Raw genomic sequence first — 17,084 nt, forward strand, 5'->3', positions numbered from 1 at the left:
ACCAAATTTTCTCCCCGGGCGCCCCCGGGCTTAAATTCCCGTCTGGTTACCCCCCCGTTAATATCCCGTCCGGGGGGCCCCCCCCCCCCCGGGGGGGGGGGGGGGGCGCCGCCCCCCGGGGGGCCCCGCCCCCCCCCCGCCCGGTCACCGCCGGGCCTGCTGCTTCGCCATCTCTGGCTGTTCACCCTTGCCGACCCGCCGCAGCGCGTCGCGCAACTGCTGCTCGGTCATCTTGGAGTTCCCCTCGATGCCCGCGCTGTGAGCCTGCTGCCGCAGCTCGTGCAATCGGTCACGGTCACCCATGTCGAGCTCCCTCCGTGGGCTGGCGCGGGCGGCTCCGCGCGCCACTCCGTCATCGGCTTCCCGGGCGGGTCGGGAACAAACGGCTTCAATCCCGGCCGCGCCGACGGTCGCGAGGAATGACGCTGAACTGGCCCTGGGACTCCATCCGGACCTCCTTGACGTCGGTGAGGTGCTCGATGCCCTGCTGCCGGAGTTGGGCGTACAACTCGTCCTCGGTGACCAGCTCGCGACGCATGTTCCGGCGCAGCATGCGGCCGTCGCGCACCAGCACGAGGGACCCCGGTTGGACGATCCGGGCGACGGCCGGCCAGCGGTACGCGAGCAGGTCGAGCAGGTACGCCCATCCGATGATCACCGCGACCAGCACCACGCCGTCCGTGATCGAGGTGTAGCCGTCCGCCATGGCGTTCTGCGCGGCGTCGGCGATCAGCACGATGACCAGCAGGTCGGTCATGCCGGTGCTGCCGCTCTCGCGCTTCAGCAGCACCCGCAGGAGGAAGAACAGCGCCAGGTAGATGACCGTGCCCCGCACCGCGATCTCCCACAGCGGCGTGTCAGGCACCAGCAGCCTCTGCCAGCCGCTCACCCGGTGCGCCTACCCGGCCGGTCCGGCGCTACACCGTCCGTCCCGCCGGCGCCCAGCGCCTCCGGGCCGTCGGTCAGCGGGGGCAGGTCGCCGGCGGCCAGATCGAGCCGGGGTCGCAGGTGCCGGACCCGGTGCCGCCAGCGCCCGTGCTCGTACGCCGTGTCGGCCTCGACCTCGACGACGAGGTCCTGGCGCACCGGCGTGTACGGCAGCGGCGGCGCCGGGTTGAGCTGGCCGGTCCACCCGCCCGGGAGCGGCTGCGGCCAGGGATGACCCGGCGCGGCGGTCGGCTGGAGCAGCCCGGCCAGCTCGCGGCGCTGCTGCCGGCGCAGCGGGTGGGTCCGCCCCAGGTAGCGCAGCCGGCCCCGCTCGTCGCACCGTCCGATCAGGAGGGTGTCCGGGTCGGTCACCGGGCCGGTGACCCCGCCGACGAGGGTCTCCACGGTGTGGTGGGCGCGAACCTTCTGCCAGCCCCGCCGGCCCGGCTCGTACCGGCCGTCGCACCGCTTGACGACGATTCCCTCGACGCCCGCGTCGGTCCACGTCCGGAGCCACTCCCGGGCCTCGGCCGGGTCGCCGGTCTGCGGGCAGAGGACGAGCCCCGCGGGTGCGTCGCCGAGCAGCGCCGCCAGCCGCCGGCGCCGCTCGGTCAGCGGCACGTCGAGCAGGGGCTCCCCGTCCGGGTCGCTGAGGAGGTCGAAGGCGACGAAGTGCGCGGGATGGCGGTCGACCAGGGCGGCCAGCCCTCGCCCGGCGCTCACGCGCCGCTGGAGCAGGGCGAAGTCGGTGCGGCCCTCCGCCCACACGATCAGCTCGCCGTCGAGCACCGTGCCGGCGGGCAGGGACCCCAGCGTCCGGGCGACGTCCGGGAAGTAGCCGGTGAGGTCCCGGCCGGCCCGGGACTGCAGCCGCACACCGGCCGTGTCGCGGAACGCCAGGGCACGCCAACCGTCCCACTTCGGCTCGTACGCCAGCTGCCGGCCGGTGGGCAGCTCCGCGACCGGCGCGGCGAGCATCGGGGTGAGCGGTGGACGCAGCATCGGGCCTCCGGCGCGCGTGAACCGCCCGGCGGTCGGTGCCGGGCGAGGGGCCGGCGCGGGCCCCCGGTCGGCTCCGGCGCGGTTACCCGGACGGCGGGCGGGCGAACGTCCGGCGCCGCCGCACGGGTGCCGCCGGACCGCGCGGTCCGGGACGGTCAGCCCGAAACCACCGGTCGCGGCCGGTCAGACGCCGGACGGCCAGGTCTCGGCCTCGGCGGGGGCCGGGCGGGTGGGCAGTGGCCGGACCGCCCGGGAGGTGTCGAACCAGCAGAAGGCGTCGTAGCGCTCCCCGAGCACGGTGGGCACGTAGTTGCCCGGACTCTCCCGCCCCGACCGGTAGACCACGCCGATGGCCCGGTGGTCTATCTCGTGGGTCAGCAGGTCGGGCCGGCCGTCGCGGGGGAAGACCAGCAGCGCCCGGTCCGGGGCGGCGGCGTGCAGGGCGTCCTCCAGCCTGTGGCGGCGTGCCGGGGGGACCGTCATCGTCTGCATGGGCGCGCCCCAGGCCGCGCCGGCCGTCACCGTGCCGGAGTGGGTGCCGAACCCGACCAGCACCACCTGCTCCGGCCCGTACCGCTCCCGGGCCAGCTGGCCGATGGTGACCTCGCCCGCATCGGCCATGTCGGTGGCCCGGGCGTCCCCGACATGGGTGTTGTGCGCCCACACCACCGCCCGGGCGCCCGGGCCGTAGTGGTTCAGGAGCCGGTCGAGGGTGTCGTCCATGTGCCGGTCGCGGACGTTCCACGACTCCCGCCCGCCCCGGACCATCGCCCGGTAGTAGCGCTCGGCGCCGGCCAGCACCTCGGCGTTCTGCCAGGCGCCGAAGTGCTCCGGCCCGCCCGCCGTCGCCCGCCGGCGGAGCCCGGCCAGCAGCGCGACGACCTCCTCCTCGCAGCGGTGCGGGACCAGGCGGGTGGCCAGGGCGTACCGCTGGGGATCCTCGTCGTACGGCTCGAAGCAGCGGTACGCGGCCAGCGCGGCCGGCACCTGGTCGGGGTCGTGCTCCCGCAGCCAGGTGAGGATCTCCCGGAGCGACTCCCAGAGCGAGTAGACGTCGAGGCCGTGGAAGCCCACCCGGTCGGCCTCGTCCGCCCGCGCGTTGTGGTCCCGCAGCCAGCGGGTGAAGTCGGCGACCTCCTCGTTCGCCCACATCCAGGTCGGCCAGCGCTCGAACGCGGCCAGCGCCGCCCGCGGGTCGGCCGGGGCCTCGGGGCGGCAGCGGACGCTGCGGTCCACCCGGTCGCAGTCGGGCCAGTCGCCCTCGACGGCGACGAACGAGAAGCCCCGCTCCTCGACGAGCCGGCGGGTGACGGCCGCCCGCCAGGTGTAGAACTCGTGCGTGCCGTGGGTGGCCTCGCCGAGCATCACCATCCGGGCGTCGCCGACCCGGTCCAGCAGCGCGTCCAGGCTGTCCGGGCCGGTCAGCGGGGTCGCCAGCGCGGCCACCTCGTCGTCGTAGCGTCCCATCCCGGCGCCCTACCCGCTGCTCCGCGCGCCATGCCCCGCGACGGACGCGCGGCGGCGTCCCTGCGGGTGGCGGGCGCCGATCCCGACGGTGGACGGGCCCGGTCCGGGCGACGATGAGCCGCATGGGTAATCAGGCGGAGGGCGGCCAGGACCTGCTGGAGCGGCGCGAGAACGTGCGGCAGGCCAACTTCCTGGAGCTCTTCGTCGACCTGGTGCTGGTGTTCGCCCTGTCGGGTGTGGTGCGGCGCGTGGTCCGCGACATCACGGCCGACGAACCGGTCGTCCGCTGGCGGTCGCTGACCTATCTGCTGGTGCTGGCCATGCCCCTCATCTGGCTGTGGATCACCACTGCGCACATCACCAGCTGGTTCGACCCCCGCCGCCGCAAGATCCAGTGGCTGGTGCTGGTCAGCGCGTTCGGCCTGCTGGTCATGGCGGCGTCCCTACCGGCCGCCTTCATCGGCCGGGGCTGGGCGTTCGTGCTGCCGTACGTGCTCCTGCTCTGCGGCCGGCCGCTGGTGCTCCTGCCGAGTGTGCGCGGCCACCCGCTCGGCCGGCTCTACCTGCGCTCGTTGCTCTGGTGCGCCGGCGGGGCGGTGATCTGGGTCGCCGGTGCGCTCGCCAGCGGCGGCGCCCGGGCCGCGCTGTGGGGGATCGCGGTGACCGTGGACATCGTCGCCGCGCAGCTCCGGTGGCCGGTGCCCGGGATGGCCCGCCCGCCGGTCAGCGCCTGGGCCATGGACAGCGGCCACCACCTGCCGGAGCGCTACCAGCAGCTGCTGTTGATCGCCCTCGGTGAGACCGTCCTCGCCGTCGGCATCACCTTCACCGACCAGCCGATCGGCCCGGACACCGCGGCCACGCTGGTGGTCGCGTACGTCTCGACGGTGCTCCTGTGGCGCATCTACTTCTACCGCTCCGGGCAGGTCCTCGCCGAGGCGGTGGCCGCCGCGGGGGACCGGCTGGCCAGCGGCCGCGCCACCGGGGTCGCGCACATCGTCATGGTGATCGGGATCGTGGCCACCGCCGTCGGCTTCGAGGTCGTCATGGAGCATCCCGTCGGGCGGCCCCAGGCGGCCTGGCTGGCCGTGATCCTCGGCGGCCCGGCCTTCTTCCTGTACGGGCGCATCCGCCTGGAGCGGGTGGTGTTCGACCGGCTCTCCATCCGGCGGGTCGTGGCCATCGCCGCCCTGGCCGCCGCGGCGGCGCCCCTGTACCTCGCCGCGCCGCTGGCCGCCGCGGTCGTGGCCGTGCTGGTCCTGCTGGCCGTCGCGGTCGCCGACGCCCGGAACGCTGCCGGCCGCCCGCCCGAGCGGCCGTCGCCGGCCCACTGACGCGCCGGCGGTTCCGCGAACAGCGGGGCTCGGATCCGCCGGGAAAGCTGGCTAGGCTGCCCGCATGGCAGACGACACCCTGCCGCGCGTGGCCGCCGAGCCGGCCGCACTGTCGACCGCCGAACCGCCGGCCCCGTCGACCGCCGACTCCGTGGTGGCGGCGGTCCGGCAGGTGCTCGCGACGATCCCGGCGGGCTGCACCTGGCTGCTGCCGGTACGGGCACCGGACGGCGCGGTCGGCGACTTCGTGGTGGCCGCCGCCAGCGCGCAGGGGCGCGACGTCCACGGGCGGGGCGCCGGGCGGGTCGGCCAGCCGCTGAGCACGCTGTATCCCGGGATGGTCGCCGGCCCGCTGTGGCGGGCGTACCAGGAGGTCCTGGCCACCGGCGAGCCCGCCCACCTGCCCGACTTCCGGTACGCCGGCCACGGCGCGGGGGTCGTCACCGACTCGGTCTTCGACGTGAGCGTGCACCGGGTGCTGGGCGGCCTGCTGGTCTGGTGGCAGCGGCTGGACGAGCACCGGCTCCGGCTGGCCCGCACCGAGCTGCTCGGCAGCCTGGGCTGGGCGGAGTACGACCTGGTCACCGGCGGCACCGAGTGGTCACCGGGGATGTACCGCATCTTCGAGCGCGATCCGGCGCTGGGTCCGATGTCCCGGGCCGACCAGCGCGCCGCGCTCCTTCCCGCCGACCACGGCCTGCGCGAGGCCGCCTGGCAGACGCTGGACAGCGGCGCGGCGTCGGACGTCACCGTGCGGTTCCGCGCGGGCGGGACCGTCAAGCACCTGCGGATCCTGTCGGACGTGGCCCGCGACGAGGGCGGCGCGCCGGTGAAGGTCTACGCGGTGGTCCAGGACGTGACCGCGCGGGAGGACTCGCGGAGCGCCATCGAGCAGCTCCGCGACCAGCTGCGGACCCGGGAGACGACCGCGCTGGCCGAGCACCGCCTCGCCGGGCAGCTCCAGAACCTCATCCAACCGGTGCCCCGCGAGCCGGTCGCCCTGGCCGGCCTGGAGGTGCTGGTCGGCTACCTGCCCGCGGAGAGCGCGCTGCGGGTCGGTGGCGACTGGTACCACGCCGAGACGATGCCGGACGGGTCGGTCGTGCTGGCGGTCGGCGACGTGGCCGGGCACGGCCTGGAGGCGGCCAGCGGCATGGCCCACCTGCGCTTCGCGCTGGTCGCCTGGCTGTCGATCGGCATCCGCGACCCAGCGGTGCTGCTCGGGCACATGAACCGGCTCTGCGGCCAGCTGGAGATCACCGCCACCGCGGTTCTCGCCGTCTTCGACCCGGCGACCCGGCGCCTGTCCTGGGCGCGGGCCGGGCACCCGCTGCCGATGCTGTCCCGGGCGGGCACGACCGGCGACCTGGGTCGGCCCGCCGGGATGCTGCTGGGTGCCGACCCCGCCGCCGGCTACCCGATGCTCACCACCGAGCTGCGCGGTGACGACGTGCTGCTGCTCTACACCGACGGCCTGACGGAACGCCGCGTCGGGAACCCGGAGGACCGGGCGGCGGCGGTGCGGGAGGCCCTGTCGGCGTTCTCGGGCCGCCCCGGGCCGCGGAACCTGGATCGGCTGCGCGACGCCCTGCACCGGCCCAGCCCCGACGACGACACCTGCACCCTGGCCGTCCGCGTGCTGCCCTGAGCGCCCTCGGCGCGCCGGGTGTCCTCGGCGCAGTACCGGGTGTCCTCGGCGCGCCGGCGGTCAGCCGGTCGCGTCCCCGGGGTGCCGGAGCAGGTCGCCCACGCCGGTCAGCTCCAGCAGGGCGGCCACCGGTCCGGTGGCGTTGACCAGGTAGAGCCGGCCGTCCGCCCCCCGCGCCCGGTGGTGCGCCGTCACCAGCGCGTGGATGCCGGTGGAGTCGAGGAACTCCACGGCGGCCAGGTCGACCACCACGACCGGGGCGTCGGCCACGGCGGCCAGCAGTGTCCCGGTCAGCCGGTCCCGGGCGGCCAGGTCGCACTCGCCGGCCAGCCGGACCACCGTTCGTCCCGGCTCGCGGGAGGTCCTCGCCTGGAAGGACGCCATGGGCAGCCACGCTTTCTCGCCGGCACGGCCTGGTCGGCGCCATCATGCCACCTTTCGGGGCGCCGGTCGCCGGCCCGTGGCGCGCGGATCGCGTCGACCGCGGTGCGGCGGCGTCGACCTCATCGACATCCGGTCGCCGCCTCCATAGACTCCGGTCTTTCTGGTACCACGAGTCCAGGGAGGACCCACGTGTCGAGCGAAACCCGACCGCACGCCGCATCACCACTGCTGGCCCGCCTCGCCGCGGTGGCGGTGGTCTCCGCCGCGCTGGTCGCCACCGGTGGCGTCGCCGCCTCCGCGGCGCCCGCCCCGCCGGCGCCCACGAAGGGCCCGTGCGCGTACACGCCGACGCCGGACGAGCCGGCCGCCCGGCCGGTGCCGCTGCCGCCGGATCCGCGCCGCACGCCGGACCGGGGCACCGTGCGGGTCACGCTGCGGACCAACCAGGGGCCGATCGGGCTGACCCTCGACCGCGAGCAGGCCCCGTGCACCGTGCAGAGCTTCCTGCACCTGGCCCGCCACCGGTTCTACGACCGGACGCCCTGCCACCGGCTCACCGCGTACCCGACGCTGAAGGTGCTCCAGTGCGGTGACCCGTCCGGCACCGGCGAGGGTGGGCCGGGCTACCGGTACGCCGACGAGCTGCCCACGGACCTGCCGCCGGCGCCGACCGACCCGACCGGGGTCCGCCGCCTCTACGCCCGGGGCACCCTGGCCATGGCCAACGCCGGCCCGGACACCAACGGCAGCCAGTTCTTCCTGGTGCAGTCCGACTCGGCGCTGCGCCCCAACTACACCGTCTTCGGCTCGATCGACGCGGCCGGCCTGGCCACCCTGGACCGCATCGCGGCCGGCGGGATCGCCGCCACGCCGGAGGACCCGGCGCCGGTCGACGGCGCGCCGGCCCTGCCGGTGGAGATCTGCAGGGCCACCCGGGGCCGCTGAACAGCGACCCGGTGGGGCGGTGCGGCCACCGCCCCACCGGGTCCCCGGCGGACACCTGAGTCGGGACCGCCCGGCCGGGTCGGCTCGCCGCCGCCCCGGCCGGGCGTCCTCGGTGCGGTCGGTCAGCGCTGGGCGCCCGCCGTGGCGGGAGCCGGCCAGCTGCCGGTGAAGATCTGCGGCGTCGTCGCGTTGCGGGCGGCGGCGAAGCCGAACAGCTGGTCGACCCGGGCGGCCTCGGTGGTGCTCGGGTACGGGTTGGTGCAGCTGGTGCCGGCGCTGCCGCCGGACATCAGGATGGCGCAGTTCCCGTTGTAGTTGTCGGGCAGGCCGAGGATGTGCCCGATCTCGTGGGTCACGATCCGCAGCGGCGAGTACTGCTGCGCCTGGTAGTAGTCGATGACCACGCGGCCGTTGCCGAGACTCGTGCGCTGGGCGTACGAGCCGCCGCCGTAGGTGTAGTAGATCATCAGATTCGAGCCGCACTGCGCCATGTTGATGTTGTTGGTGCGGTCGTTCCAGATCGAGGCGGCCTGGACGGCGTAGCTGGCGAACGGCCCGGCCTGGCTGGTGTTGTAGCAGACGTTGCGGACGGCGGCGGCGGCCGGCGCCGCGTCGACGGTGACGGTGCCCAGCGCCGCCAGCGCCGCGGTGGCGACGGTGGCGAGGATCCGGGTGACCTTGGGTAGACGCATCGCTCACTCTCCTTGTGGGACGGGGTCGAGCGGGGACCGGCACAGCCTATATATCGGCTAGCATCGATATCAAGCATCGACGGCAATCACTTCCGCGGACCGCTCGCGCCGCGGAGCCGGTAGCCTGCGTCGATGACGCACGAGCGCGAGATCACCGAGCCGGTCGACCTGTGCCGGCCGGACGGACGGTTGAACCCGGCGGCGGTGGGCTGGAGCCGCCGGCCGCTGCACCGGGCGAACCTGCGCGGCTGGGGCCGGGCCAAGCGCTGGGAGCACTGGGGCGTCGTCACACCGACGCACATCGTCGGCCTCGTCGCGTCGTCGCTGGACTACGCCGGCGTGCACAGCCTCTACCTGCTCGACCGCCGCAGCGGGATCGAGCGGACCACCGAGGCGGTCGTACCGTTCGCCCGCGGCGCGGTGCTCCCGCCGGTCAGCGGCGCGGGCGCCGTGCGGGCCCGCGGCGGTGGCCTGGTCGTCGAGGTCGACCAGCGCCCCGACGGCAGCACCGTCCGGGCCACGGCACCCGGCGTCGAGGTGGACCTCGTGGTGCCCCTGCCACCGGGGCACGAGTCGCTGGGCGTGGTGGTGCCGTGGAGCACCCGGCGGTTCCAGTACACGCACAAGGACGTGGGTCGGCCGGTGCGCGGCACGCTCCGGGTGGACGGCACGGCGTACCCGGTCGACAGCGAGTCGTTCGCGGTGCTCGACCACGGTCGCGGCAAGTGGCGGTACGCGGTGAGCTGGAACTGGGCCGCCGGCTGCGCGGCGGGCCGGGCCATCCAGCTCGGTGGCAGGTGGACCGACGGGACCGGCGCGACGGAGAACGCCCTGTTCCTCGACGGACGGCTGCACAAGATCGGCGCGGACCTGACCTGGAGCTACGACCGCGCCGACTGGCTGCGGCCGTGGCGCGCCACCGGCGACCGGGTGGACGTGACCTTCCACCCGTTCCACGAGCGCGTGGCGCGCACCAACCTCGGTGTGCTGGCCGGGGAGACCCACCAGTGCTTCGGGCACTTCTCCGGATGGGCCGCCACCGACGACGGCGAGCGGGTGGATCTCGACGGCCTGGTCGGCTGGGCGGAGGAGGCCCGCAACCGCTGGTGAGGGCGGATCCCCGCCGCGCCCGGGCCGGCGCGGCGGGGACCACGGTCGCGGTCAGGCCGGCAGCCGCCAGACCTGGTTGGCGCCGCCGAAGCAGTCCCAGATCTGCAGCCGGGTGCCGTTGGCGGAGCTGTTGTCGGTGGCGTCCAGGCACTTGTTCGACTGCGGGTTGCGCAGGGTGCCGTTGGACTGTGCCTGCCAGACCTGGGCGCCGCTGCCGTTGCAGTCCCAGAGCTGCACCTTTGCCCCGTTGGCCGTGGAGCCGCTGGTCACGTCGGCGCACTTGCCCAGCGCCCGCAGCGTGCCGTCGCCGGCCACCGTCCAGCTCTGCGCGGCCGTGCCGTTGCAGGTGTAGAGCTGGATCGCCGTGCCGTTGGCGGTGCCGGCCGCGGCGACGTCGACGCACTTGCCGCCGATGCCGGTGATCGGCCCGGTCCGCCCGCTCGGCGGCGGGGTGCCGCCGCCCATGACGGTGTCGTAGATGGCGCTGACCAGCGAGGTCGCGCCGGTGGTGTCCTGGGACAGCTCCCAGTTCATCATCCCGCCGGCGTTGGCCAGCGCCCACTGGGTCTTGCGCTTGACGGTCGGCACGCCGTTGTAGCACTGCTGGGCGCCGCTCACCGTGGTGCAGTCCCGGTTGGCGTTGGCCGGGTCCATGCCGACCAGCGCCGAGTAGGTGTAGTAGCCGGGCCGGCTGTAGAAGGGCACGCCGAGCACCGCCTTGGCGGCGGGCAGGCCGCGCGACTTCCACAGGTTGACGCTGTTGATCGACCAGTCGTAGTTGGCGTGCGGGCTGCCGCCGTCGTACGCCATGATGTTCAGCCAGTCGACGGCCCCGAAGACCGCCGGCGGCACGCCGTCGACGTAGTAGCCCTCGGAGACCACGGCGGCGGTGAGCAGCTTGCCGCGGCTGTGCAGGGCGCTGCCGAGCTGCTGCATGAGCGCCGAGTAGTTGCTGGCCGAGGCGCCCGGGTCGGGATATTCCCAGTCGATGTCGACGCCGTCGAGGTTGTACTGGTTGACGAAGTTGACCACGTTGGTGACGAAGGCGCCGCGGGCGCCGGAGTTCGCGGCGAGCGCCTCGAACGCGGAGTCGTTGCCGTCGTTCCAGCCGCCGATCGCGATCGACACCTTGACGTTGTTGGCGTGCCCGAGCGACACCAGCGAGGAGAGCTTGCTGGGGTTCTCCACCGGGCGCAGGCTGCCGTCGTTGTTGGGCAGCGCGAACGCGTAGTTGATGTGGGTGAGCTTGCCGTACTGGATGCTGTTGACGCTGCCGCTCCAGGACGGCATGTAGCCGACGCTCTTGAAGTTGTTCGGCAGGACGACGGCCTCGGCGGCGGCCGGTGTGAGGGCGAGCGTCGCGGCGGCGGTGGCCAGTGCGAGCAGGCCGGCGGCCACGGAGGAGCGGCGGCGGGTGCGTGGTGCGGACATCGAGGGCCTTCCCGGTGCAGGGGGCGCCGTGCCGCCCGACCGGCGCGGTCGGGGCCGGCGCCGGTCGGGCGTACGGGTCGGACAGGGGACGGTCTTCCTCGAGGTAGGCAAATATTAAAGAGTATTAACTAAGTCGTCAACGATGTCTTTCGATGGCTCAACCGGAGTGGACCTCCAGCTGGGCGAGCTGCCCGGCCGGCCAGCCGGTGTTGCCGGTGAAGCGGACCTGCACGTACCGGGCCGGGGTGGCGGCGAAGGCCAGCGTCACCTGGTTGCCGGTCGCCGGATCGAACACCCGGCCGGCGGCGGCGACCAGGGTGCTCCAGCCTCCGCCGTCGGTGCTGGCCAGCACCGAGAGGGTCTGGGTCCGCGCCTGCCAGGCCGGCGACGGCGGGAGCCGGAGCACGATCCGCCCGACCGGGGTGGCCGCGCCGAGGTCCACCTGGACCCACTGCGGGAAGGCGTTGTTGGCGCTCTCCCAGTAGGTGTCGGGGTTGCCGTCGACCACGTTTCCGCTGCCGTAGCTCTGGGTGTGGCTGCTCTCGGTCGTCGGCCGGCCCCGGGCCAGGTCGGTCGACGCCGCCGGGTCGGTGGTCACCGTGACCGCGTTCGAGGGCGCCGAGACGGCGCCGGTGGTGTCCCGGGCGACGACCGTGAAGGTGTACGCGGTGGCGGGGCTCAGCCCCGTGACGGTGGCCGAGGTGCCGGTGACCGAGGCGACCGTGCTGGCGCCCTGGCGTACCTGGTAGCCGGCCACCCCGTCGGCGTCGGTGGCCGCGGTCCAGGCCAGCGACACGCTGGTGGCGGTCCGCCCGGTCACCGCCAGGCTCCCCGGGGCGGTCGGCGGGGTGGACGTGCCGGTGGCCGCGTACACCTCGACCTGCGCGAGTTGGGCGGCGGGCCAGGCGGTGTTGCCGGCGACGGTGACCCGGACGTGGCGGGCCGTGGTGGCCGGCACGGTGACGGTGGCCGTGTTGCCGGACGCCGGGTCGAACCGGACGCCGGCCGGCGCGGCCAGGGTGGTGAAGGTGACGCCGTCGGTGCTGCCCTGCACCGACAGCGTCTGGGTCCGCGCCTCCCAGCCCGGCGGCACGGCGAGGACCAGGCGGGTCACCGGGTGGGCGGCGCCCAGGTCCACCTGCCACCACTGCGGGAAGGCGTTGCCGCCGGACTCCCAGTAGCTGCCCCGGTCGGCGTCGACGGCGTTGCCGGCGAGGAACGACCCGTTCTGGCTGCTCGCCGACGCAGGGCGGCCGGCGGCCAGGTTGCCGCCCGGCGGCTGGCCGCCCTCGGCGACCGGCGGGGTCGGCCGCACCGCGGTCAGCGCGAGTTGGCCCTTGAGCATCCGCCCGCCGTCGGCGGTGATCCGCAGGTAGTAGTCGGCCGAACAGGCGGTGCCGTCCTCGTCGAGCGCCCGGATGCCGGCGCCGGCCGGGGTCGTCGCCGCCGTCTCGCTGGTCTTGGCGATCTGGTTGCCCTCGTTGAACTCGTCGAACATCGACACGTAGAGGCCGTGCGCGCCCAGCCGCACCATGTTGTAGAGGTGCCGCCAGTAGAAGTCGCCGTGCCGGCGGTGACCGGCGGACAGGTCGCCGGGCATCACGCAGGGCTGGTAGTCGATGCCGTGCGCCACGCAGTCGGCCAGGTCGGGGACGTTGACGTTGGTGTGGAACCAGTCCAGCCCGTCGAGGGTGCCGGTGCGCCCGACCATCCACGGCGAGAGCATGTGGAAGGCGTGGTAGACGTCGGCGAAGCCGGGCCGGGAGTCGTTGACGCCCTGCCGCCAGTAGGTGGGCACGCCGCCGATGACGTAGCACCCCTGCGCCCTGAGCCACTGCACGACGTCCAGGCAGGCGGCCGGGGTGAACGGGCGTCCGTCGTCGTTGAACCCGAACCCCCAGACGCAGACCACCGGCTTCCCGTTCTGCCGGGCGTACGCCGGCGAGGCGGTGTGCGCCGACATCCGGCTCGCCCAGTCCTCCTTGAGCTGGGACTGCATCGCGGTCCAGCCGGTGACGTCGTACATGACGTAGAACTTCCGGCCGAACCGCTCGGCGGCGGAGCGGACCTTCGCCGCCATCGCGTCGCGGGTCGGTCCCTCGTCACCGAACGGGTTGAACCGTTGCAGCGCCGCGGTGTCGCAGCCGTACTCCTGCATCCAGCGGAAGTGGGTGTCCACGGTCTGCTGGTCGTAGGAGGAGAAGAGCGTGGCGGGCTGGCCGTTGCCCAGGTTCGGGTAGGCGGTGGGGTAGCCGCGGGCGTACTCCCGCATGTCGGGCCAGGACACGATCGTGGTGTTGGCCGGGGAGGGGGACTGGAACCGGTCCCGGCCCCAGTGCCACCAGCCGCCGATCGGCGCGCCGTCGCCGGGGCAGCTGAACCAGCCCTGGTAGCCGACGGAGACCTTGCCGACCACGTCGCCGGGAGGACTGGCCGCGGCGGCGGCCCGGGTGAGGGTGGGCACGAGGTCGGGGAGCGCGGCGAGGGCGGACCCCGCCGCCACGGACCGGATCAGGGTACGGCGGGTGAGCGCCATGAGGACCGCTCCTTCGGGGAAGGAAGAAATTGACGGTCATCATGGCAGCGCGCGACACTCGATCGCAATACTTAAACAAATCAATGAAAAGTCAGCGCAGCCGCACCGGCCCGGCGCCGATGCGCACACGGAACAGGGCATACGGCTTGCGCCGCAGGTCGGTGCCGCCCTGGTAGTTCGCCTGCCGGTGCAACTGGTTGGCGGTGACGTAGAGGTGGCCGTCGGCGGCCACCGACATCGTGTCGGGCCAGAGCAGCCGCGGGTCGTGCACCACGGTCTCGAACTCGCCGTCCGCCCGGCGGCGCAGCACGGCGTTGTGCTCGTACGAGGTCAGGTAGAACGCCCCCGAGTCGTCGGTCTCCAGGCCGTCCGAGCCGCCGCCCTTGTCGCCCTCGTCCACGACCGTGGCCGCCACCTGCTCCTCGCGCAGCGTCCGGTCGGCGAGCGCGTCGGTCGCCACGCTGTACCAGCGGCGCGAGGCGAGCGGGCAGTAGTACAGCCGGGACCCGTCGGCGGAGATGGCGATGCCGTCCGAACCCATGGCGACCGGCTTCGGCGGCCCGTCGGCGGGGCGCTCCAGGAACGGCCGGCCCTCGACGACCGGCCGGAACGAGTCCAGCGGCTCCGCCTTCGTGGACGGGTGGTCGTGCAGCCGCCGCCACGACGCGCCCGTGGCCAGGTCCACCACGACGATCCCGTTCGGCCCCGAGTCCGAGGAGTCGGTGAGGTAGGCGAGGCCGGCGTCGCCCCGGCGCAGGTCGAAGCGCACGTCGTTGAGGTACGTGGTGGGCAGCGCCACGTCGGCCGGGAAGGTGATCACCTGCCCGACGGTGTCGGTGTCCAGGTCGACCCGCACCAGCTTCGGCCCGCCCGGCTTCGTCGGCTGGAACATCGGGCTGCCGGTGTCGACCACCCAGAGCCGGTCCGCCGGGTCCACCACGATGCTCTGCACCGAGACGAAGGCCTGCGCGTCGTCGTCCCCGGACGGGCTGTTCCAGGACTCGTCCGGGAAGGGCGCCTCCCGGCCGTCGCGCAGCTCGACGACGGTCGCCGGCACCTCGTCCCCCCACTGCGGGAAGTTCACGAAGATCCGGCCGGTGTGCGACACGCTGACCCCGGTCGGCATCGGCCCGGTGAAGGTGTGCACGAGTTCGAGGTCGCCGACCGGCTCGCCGCCCATGGGTCCGTTCATCCGCCGCTCCTGACTGTGTGAGGCCCCCGGCCTTCCCGCCGAACCGGGGCGCAAACGCCCCGGACCCCAAACCGCCGAAGGGGCGACCCCGGTCAGGGGGCCGCCCCTTCGGCACCGGCTCAGGAGACCGAGGCGGGGAACCGCTCCCAGACCCGGTGCGCCGCCATCAGCTGCTGCACCGCGCCGAGGACCTCGGCGGCGGAGTCGCCGGTGACCACACCGGGCGTGCCCGCCACCCCGGCCTGGCGCAGCACCTCGGCGCCGGCGCCCCAGGCGCCGATCGCCTTGGCGTGCCGCCAGGCCTCCTCGACCAGCAGCAGCACCCGGGGGTCGACGGTGGCGGAGCCGGCCGCGCCCGCCTTCGCGTCCCGCGCGGGCAGCGCGTCCGGCGCGGGCGCCGGCGCCCCGGCCAGCAGGACCGCGTCGAACTCCACCGACCGGCCGGTGGCGAAGGTGCGCTGCACCGGCAGGCCGCCGACCGTGCCGCCGTGCGCGGCGACCAGCAGCGGCACCATGCCGGCGCTGAACACCGCCCGCCGGACCTCGTCCACCCCGTCGAGGTCGCCGTCCGCGTCCACCACGATGCCGACCATCCGGCCGTCCGCCGGCCACTCCCGGCCGACCTGCGACAGGGCCGGGCTGGGCTGCACCTCGGCCAGGGGCACGGTCGGCTTCGGCGCCGGCAGGCCCAGGCCCGTGGCGACCTGCTCGCACAGCACCGGGTCGATGTTCGCCAGGCACTGGAGCTGGCGCTCCTTGATCGCCTGGTGGTAGCACTTGCCCAGCTCGAAGGTGTACGCCCGGATGATGTGTTCCTTCTCCACCGGCGACATGCTCAGCCAGAACAGCCGTACCTGGCTGTAGTGGTCGTCGAACGAGGCCGGAGCCGCGCGTACCTTCGGGGCCTCCGCGACCGTGACCGGCGTGTCGACGAACGCGTTCTCGCGGTCACCGGCCGGGAACGGGTTGCCGCCGTCGAGCGAGTTCGGCCGGTAGGGCGCCACGCCCGCGTGCACCGCGTGCTGGTGGAAGCCGTCCCGGAGCATGTCGTTGACCTCGGCGTGCGGCCGGTTGATCGGGATCTGGGTGAAGTTCGGCCCGCCCAGCCGGGTGAGCTGGGTGTCGAGGTACGAGAAGAGCCGGCCCTGCAACAGCGGGTCGTTGGTGACGTCGATGCCCGGCGGCAGGTGCCCGAGGTGGAAGGCGACCTGCTCGGTCTCGGCGAAGAAGTTCCGCGGGGTCTGGTTGAGGGTGAGCCGGCCGACCGGCTGCACCGGCGCCAGTTCCTCCGGCACGATCTTCGTGGGGTCGAGCAGGTCGATCCCGGCGAAGGTCTCCTCCGGGGTGTCCGGGAAGACCTGGATGCCCAGCTCCCACTCCGGGTACGCGCCGGCCTCGATGGCGTCGTAGAGGTCGCGGCGGTGGAAGTCCGGGTCGATGCCGCTGATCAGCTGCGCCTCCTCCCAGGTCAGGGAGTGCACACCGAGCTTCGGCTTCCAGTGGAACTTGACCAGCACCGTCGCGCCGGCCTCGTTGACCAGCCGGAACGTGTGGACGCCGAAGCCCTCCATGGTCCGGTAGGAGCGGGGGATGCCGCGGTCGGACATGTTCCACATGGCGTGGTGCTGCGCCTCGGTGTGCAGGGAGACGAAGTCCCAGAAGGTGTCGTGGGCGCTCTGCGCCTGCGGGATCTCCCGGTCCGGGTGCGGCTTGCCGGCGTGGATGATGTCCGGGAACTTGATCGCGTCCTGGATGAAGAACACCGGCATGTTGTTGGCGACCAGGTCGAAGGTGCCCTCGTCGGTGTAGAACTTGGTCGCGAAGCCGCGGGTGTCACGGACCGTGTCCGCCGACCCGCGCGAGCCGAGCACCGTGGAGAAGCGGACGAAGACCGGGGTCTCCCGGCCCTTCTTCAGGAAGGCCGCCCGGGTGACCTCCTCGGCGGTGCCGTAGCCGACGAAGACGCCGTGCGCTCCGGCGCCGCGCGCGTGCACCACCCGCTCCGGGATGCGCTCGTGGTCGAAGTGGGTGATCTTCTCGCGCAGGTGGTGGTCCTGGAGCAGCACCGGGCCGCGCGGACCGGCCTTGAGCGAGTGGTCCGTGTCGCGCAGCCGGGCTCCGTTGGCGGTGGTGAGGTAGGCGCCCTGCTGCCCCTTGGCGATCTTCGGCACGCCGGTCTCCGCGCCGGTCGGGGTGCGCGTGTCCGGGGCGCCCTGTTCCTCCTTCGGCGGCAGCGGACCGTGTGGCGTCGTCGGCTCCTCGAGGGACGGTGGGGCGCTGCCCGGGGCGCCGGGCACGTCCGGGGTCAGGACGTCGGCGACCTTTCCGGCGGCGGCCTCCACGACATCCTTGACGACCTTGGCGGGCTTGCTGGAATCCATCAGGACCTGTCCTCCATGCGGGGTAAACGACCAGG

At 74.0% G+C, this 17,084-nt stretch carries 14 protein-coding genes; 4 read left to right on the top strand and 10 right to left on the bottom strand.

All coding sequences use genetic code 11. The features are described from left to right. Positions 1–144: 144 nt before the first annotated feature. From ACZ6PY_RS25770 to ACZ6PY_RS25785, 4 genes are all read right to left on the bottom strand, one after another. The gene (locus ACZ6PY_RS25770; RefSeq protein WP_466076174.1) at positions 145–303 is read right to left on the bottom strand and encodes a hypothetical protein; all 159 of its coding nucleotides are present in this window, start codon (positions 301–303) and stop codon (positions 145–147) included. Between the two features lie 85 nt (positions 304–388). Further along, a complete protein-coding gene (locus ACZ6PY_RS25775) occupies positions 389–889 on the bottom strand; it encodes a DUF421 domain-containing protein (RefSeq protein ID WP_466076177.1) in 501 nt (166 codons plus the stop codon). Next, a complete protein-coding gene (locus ACZ6PY_RS25780; RefSeq protein ID WP_466076180.1) occupies positions 886–1,929 on the bottom strand; it encodes an ATP-dependent DNA ligase in 1,044 nt (347 codons plus the stop codon). Before ACZ6PY_RS25780 ends, ACZ6PY_RS25775 begins: the two co-directional genes overlap by 4 nt. A gap of 183 nt (positions 1,930–2,112) precedes the next feature. Continuing rightward, on the bottom strand, positions 2,113–3,396 hold the full coding sequence (locus ACZ6PY_RS25785; RefSeq protein ID WP_466076183.1) for an erythromycin esterase family protein: 1,284 nt from the start codon (positions 3,394–3,396) through the stop codon (positions 2,113–2,115). 122 nt (positions 3,397–3,518) lie between these two features. Between ACZ6PY_RS25785 and ACZ6PY_RS25790 the strand changes: the two genes are divergently transcribed. After that, positions 3,519–4,730 (top strand): low temperature requirement protein A, encoded by a 1,212-nt coding sequence (locus ACZ6PY_RS25790; protein WP_466076186.1) that lies wholly within the window; start codon positions 3,519–3,521, stop codon positions 4,728–4,730. Between the two features lie 64 nt (positions 4,731–4,794). Next, positions 4,795–6,378, top strand: coding sequence for a PP2C family protein-serine/threonine phosphatase (locus ACZ6PY_RS25795; protein ID WP_466076190.1), 1,584 nt, complete (start codon positions 4,795–4,797; stop codon positions 6,376–6,378). 60 nt (positions 6,379–6,438) lie between these two features. Here the strand turns inward: ACZ6PY_RS25795 and ACZ6PY_RS25800 are convergent, their stop codons facing one another. Further along, positions 6,439–6,762: an STAS domain-containing protein gene (locus ACZ6PY_RS25800; protein WP_466076193.1), complete on the bottom strand. Its 324-nt coding sequence runs from the start codon at positions 6,760–6,762 to the stop codon at positions 6,439–6,441. Positions 6,763–6,951: 189 nt separating this feature from the next. Here ACZ6PY_RS25800 and ACZ6PY_RS25805 point away from each other — a divergent pair, with 189 nt between their 5' ends. Beyond that, complete coding sequence (locus ACZ6PY_RS25805) at positions 6,952–7,707, top strand: peptidylprolyl isomerase (RefSeq protein ID WP_466076196.1); 756 nt, start codon at positions 6,952–6,954, stop codon at positions 7,705–7,707. A gap of 122 nt (positions 7,708–7,829) precedes the next feature. Here ACZ6PY_RS25805 and ACZ6PY_RS25810 read toward each other — a convergent pair whose 3' ends face one another. After that, positions 7,830–8,399 (bottom strand): snapalysin family zinc-dependent metalloprotease, encoded by a 570-nt coding sequence (locus tag ACZ6PY_RS25810; protein WP_466076199.1) that lies wholly within the window; start codon positions 8,397–8,399, stop codon positions 7,830–7,832. A 132-nt stretch (positions 8,400–8,531) separates the two neighbouring features. Between ACZ6PY_RS25810 and ACZ6PY_RS25815 the strand changes: the two genes are divergently transcribed. After that, positions 8,532–9,509, top strand: coding sequence for a DUF2804 domain-containing protein (locus tag ACZ6PY_RS25815; RefSeq protein ID WP_466076202.1), 978 nt, complete (start codon positions 8,532–8,534; stop codon positions 9,507–9,509). 51 nt (positions 9,510–9,560) lie between these two features. On the opposite strand, the gene ACZ6PY_RS25820 is transcribed toward ACZ6PY_RS25815, so the two are convergent. The 4 genes from ACZ6PY_RS25820 to ACZ6PY_RS25835 all read right to left on the bottom strand — a co-directional run bounded on the left by ACZ6PY_RS25820 (position 9,561) and on the right by ACZ6PY_RS25835 (position 17,049). Then, on the bottom strand, positions 9,561–10,940 hold the full coding sequence (locus ACZ6PY_RS25820) for a glycosyl hydrolase family 18 protein (protein WP_466076205.1): 1,380 nt from the start codon (positions 10,938–10,940) through the stop codon (positions 9,561–9,563). Positions 10,941–11,097: 157 nt separating this feature from the next. Next, on the bottom strand, positions 11,098–13,476 hold the full coding sequence (locus tag ACZ6PY_RS25825) for a glycoside hydrolase family 99 protein (protein WP_466076208.1): 2,379 nt from the start codon (positions 13,474–13,476) through the stop codon (positions 11,098–11,100). A gap of 91 nt (positions 13,477–13,567) precedes the next feature. Continuing rightward, positions 13,568–14,668, bottom strand: coding sequence for an L-dopachrome tautomerase-related protein (locus ACZ6PY_RS25830; protein WP_466076211.1), 1,101 nt, complete (start codon positions 14,666–14,668; stop codon positions 13,568–13,570). Positions 14,669–14,787: 119 nt separating this feature from the next. Next, positions 14,788–17,049 (bottom strand): catalase, encoded by a 2,262-nt coding sequence (locus ACZ6PY_RS25835; RefSeq protein WP_466076214.1) that lies wholly within the window; start codon positions 17,047–17,049, stop codon positions 14,788–14,790. Positions 17,050–17,084 lie beyond the last annotated feature (35 nt).

The organism is Micromonospora sp. NPDC048907 (assembly GCF_055586885.1).